The sequence below is a fragment of the Citrobacter sp. wls827 genome, assembly GCF_005280875.1.
GTDB lineage: Bacteria > Pseudomonadota > Gammaproteobacteria > Enterobacterales > Enterobacteriaceae > Citrobacter > Citrobacter youngae.
Genome location: NZ_SZWR01000012.1, coordinates 32,873 through 36,679 on the forward strand (window position 1 = coordinate 32,873; position 3,807 = coordinate 36,679).

A 3,807-nucleotide genomic window follows, 5' to 3' on the forward strand; every position below is an offset into this window, starting at 1 on the left:
CTTACCACAATAAAAATATCCACAACGAATAATCGCGTTGGGGACGTTTTGTTTCGTCATTGACATACTCTTGTAAACAGACTTATCCACAGGCTCGGGTATTATTCCTGGAATACAAAAAACTTCGCTGGGTGAATAGTATCATTTTAACTATTTGAAATTATTGAATTAATTATCATTTCAAATTGTTAATGCGATCACTTGACGATTTTTTCCCTCTTGAATATCAATGTGTTTTTATTTTTATACACAAGCTGTGGATGACTTACGCGTCGCGCGGCAGACCCTTTTCAATGACCCTGACCAAACGTTGTTTCTTCGGTAACTGCACCTCAACGACGCAGGCATTTCGCTTCTCAATTTGCTGAGCAACCGCCCAGTCTATGTGTTCGTCGAGAAGTGGGTGCTCACCTCTGCGACTTTCCAGAGCGTGAATAACCGCGTCATCCCATGGGGCATTACCCAACGCAACGGCGATATTTCGCAGCCAGCGCAGGTGGCCAATACGGCGAATGGCAGAACCTTCCGTGACTTTTAAAAACCACGCTTCGCTCCAGCTAAACAGCGCTATCAACTCCGGAGCATGAAGTTGCTTGCGGGGGGAGAAGTCATCCTCTGTCGTCAACTGCGAATAGCGGTTCCACGGGCAAATGAGCTGACAATCATCGCAGCCGTAAATTCGATTCCCCAACAGAGGACGAAATTCTTCCGGGATAGCACCTTCCAGTTCGATAGTGAGATACGAGATACAGCGGCGTGCGTCTACCGTGTAGGGTTCCACGATGGCCCCGGTGGGACAGATGGTCATACAGGCGACGCATTTCCCGCATCCTTCTTCGACTGGCTTATCGACCGGCAGGGGCACGTCGATCAGTAATTCCCCGAGGAAGAAAAATGAACCTGCTTCGCGATTGAGGATAAGTGAGTGCTTACCTGTCCAGCCAAGTCCGGCTTTTTCCGCCAAAGGACGCTCAAGAATGGGCGCGGAATCGACAAAAGGTCTAAAATTCAGCGAAACGCAGTGCTGTTGAATCCTCTCTCCCAGCTTTTTTAAGCGGTTACGCAGTAGCTTATGGTAGTCGCGCCCAAGCGCGTAACGGCTGACGTAACCGAGTGAGGGGTTTTTCAACGTGCTGGCAAAGGCGGCATTAGCAGGCAGATAGTTCATACGTACGCTGATGACGCGTAGCGTACCGGGTAATAATTCGTGAGGTCGGGCGCGCATCATGCCGTGACGGGCCATCCAGTCCATCTCGCCGTGGTATTGTTTATCCAGCCAGGCCTGCAGTTTGGGCTCCGCTTCGCTGAGGTCGGTATCGGCAATACCGACCTGCTGAAAGCCAAGCTCCAGCCCCCACTGCTTAATATTTTGCGCTAACTGATTGAGATCGAGGGGCTCTGACATGACGGACCATACAATGAAGAAAAACCCCGCAAGTATACCACATTCCATCTGGCACGCCGATGACATCAGGCGGATGGAGCGAGAGGCGGCAGACAGTTTAGGGCTGACGTTGTATGAGCTGATGCAACGGGCGGGAGAGGCGGCGTTTCAGGTCACCCGCGAGGCCTATCCGAATGCCCAACACTGGCTGGTGCTCTGCGGTCATGGCAACAATGGCGGTGATGGTTACGTGGTGGCAAGGCTTGCCAAAGCGCAGGGGCTTGACGTTACGTTGCTGGCGCTCGAGAGTGATAAACCGCTCCCCGAGGAAGCGCGGCAGGCGCACGACGCCTGGCTTAACGCCGGTGGCGTGATTCATGCTGCGGATATTAACTGGCCAGACAGCGTGGACGTCATTATCGACGCGCTGTCAGGCACTGGCTTAAAACACGCGCCGCGTGAGTCTCTCTCGGTATTGATTGAACGAGCCAATTCTCATCCAGCCCCCTCCGTGGCGATAGATATTCCCTCCGGCCTGCTGGCGCAGACAGGGGCGACGCCGGGGGCTGTCATCAACGCTGCGCACACCGTTACCTTTATTGCGCTCAAGCCTGGTCTGCTCACCGGTAAAGCACGCGATGTCACCGGACGTCTGCATGTTAACGCACTCGGGCTGGACGACTGGCTGGCGGGGCAGAACGCGCCGCTGCAACGTTTTGATGCTCAACAGCTTGCACACTGGCTAACGCCGCGTCGTCCCACCTCACACAAAGGCTCCCACGGTCGGCTGGTGATTATCGGCGGCGACCACGGCACGGCAGGCGCAATACGCATGGCCGGTGAAGCGGCGCTGCGCGCAGGAGCCGGGCTGGTCAAAGTGCTGACGCGCAGTGAAAACATTGCGCCTGTTCTGACTGCCAGACCAGAACTGATGGTCGATGCGCTGACGCCGCAGACGCTGGAAGAGAGCCTGGCGTGGGCGGATGTGGTGGTGATAGGCCCTGGGCTTGGTCAGCAGGAGTGGGGCAAAAAAGCGCTGCAAAAAGTAGAGAATTTTCGCAAACCGATGCTCTGGGATGCGGATGCGCTGAACCTGCTGGCAATCAATCCCGATAAACGTCACAATCGCGTGATCACGCCGCATCCTGGTGAAGCCGCGCGGCTGCTGGGCTGTTCCATTGCAGAAATTGAAGACGATCGCTTACTTTGTGCGCAACGTCTGGTAAAACGGTACGGAGGCGTGGTTGTGCTGAAAGGCGCGGGTACGGTTGTTGCTGCTGAACAGGCTGAGCTGGGTATTATTGATACCGGCAATGCCGGGATGGCCAGCGGCGGAATGGGTGATGTGCTTTCCGGTATTATTGGCGCATTGCTCGGACAGAAGCTTACCCCGTATGATGCAGCCTGTGCGGGATGTGTTGCGCATGGTGCGGCAGCGGATGTGCTGGCGGCGCGTTTTGGTACGCGTGGCATGCTGGCGACAGATCTCTTTACCACGCTACAGCGTATTGTTAACCCTGATGTGATTGACGTTTATCATGATGAATCGAGTAATTCCACTACCTGATGAACAGGCGACTTTAGACCTGGGACTGCGGGTAGCCAAAGCCTGTGACGGCGCGACGGTAATTTATTTGTACGGCGACCTGGGGGCGGGTAAAACCACTTTCAGCCGGGGATTTCTGCAGGCGTTAGGTCATAAAGGTAATGTAAAAAGCCCCACCTACACGCTGGTTGAACCCTATTCACTCGATAACTTGATGGTATATCACTTCGATCTGTACCGACTTGCGGACCCGGAGGAGCTGGAATTTATGGGGATCCGCGATTATTTTGCCAATGATGCCATCTGCCTGGTGGAATGGCCGCAACAAGGTAAAGGTGTACTGCCAGACCCGGACGTCGAAATACACATTGAATATCAGGCGCAAGGTCGAGAGGCGCGCGTAAGCGCAGTCTCCTCATCGGGTGATTTATTGCTGGCGCGTTTAGCCGATTAACCTTAAGGGTGGCGGGATGATTTATCGCATCAGAAACTGGCTGATGGCAACCCTGGTCCTGCTGTGCGCGCAGGCAGGGGCCGCCAGCCTCTCCGATCTTCAGGTCTCTAATGGCGATCAACAGGCGCGGATTACGCTGAGCTTTATTGGCGATCCTGAATACGCCGTGACCCAGGACGGGAAACGAACCGTCGCGCTGGATATTAAACAAACTGGTGTGATTCAGGGATTACCGCTGCTGTTTAGCGGCAATAATCTGGTGAAATCTATCCGTTCCGGCACGCCAAAAGATGCGCAGTCCTTGCGCCTGGTGGTGGATTTAACCGAGAACGGCAAAGCCGAAGCCGTTAAACGTCAGAACGGTGGCAATTATACCGTTGTGTTTACCATCAAAGCGGATGCGCCGCCGCCGCCACCACCGCC

Annotated in this window: 4 protein-coding genes; 3 read left to right on the forward strand and 1 reads right to left on the reverse strand. The window is 54.5% G+C overall.

Features of this window, described 5'->3' with window-relative positions; translation table 11 throughout:
- Positions 1 to 265: 265 nt before the first annotated feature.
- Positions 266 to 1,405, reverse strand: coding sequence for a tRNA epoxyqueuosine(34) reductase QueG (queG, locus tag FDX03_RS07040; RefSeq protein WP_115601110.1), 1,140 nt, complete (start codon positions 1,403 to 1,405; stop codon positions 266 to 268).
- Between queG and nnr the strand changes: the two genes are divergently transcribed.
- The 3 genes from nnr to FDX03_RS23135 form a co-directional block, all read left to right on the forward strand.
- On the forward strand, positions 1,404 to 2,951 hold the full coding sequence (nnr, locus tag FDX03_RS07045) for a bifunctional ADP-dependent NAD(P)H-hydrate dehydratase/NAD(P)H-hydrate epimerase (protein ID WP_137345708.1): 1,548 nt from the start codon (positions 1,404 to 1,406) through the stop codon (positions 2,949 to 2,951). The genes queG and nnr overlap by 2 nt on opposite strands.
- On the forward strand, positions 2,923 to 3,384 hold the full coding sequence (gene tsaE, locus FDX03_RS07050; protein ID WP_008786002.1) for a tRNA (adenosine(37)-N6)-threonylcarbamoyltransferase complex ATPase subunit type 1 TsaE: 462 nt from the start codon (positions 2,923 to 2,925) through the stop codon (positions 3,382 to 3,384). Before nnr ends, tsaE begins: the two co-directional genes overlap by 29 nt.
- 16 nt (positions 3,385 to 3,400) lie before the next feature.
- Positions 3,401 to 3,807 (forward strand): AMIN domain-containing protein (locus tag FDX03_RS23135; protein WP_349290436.1); only part of this gene is annotated, 407 nt, incomplete at its 3' end.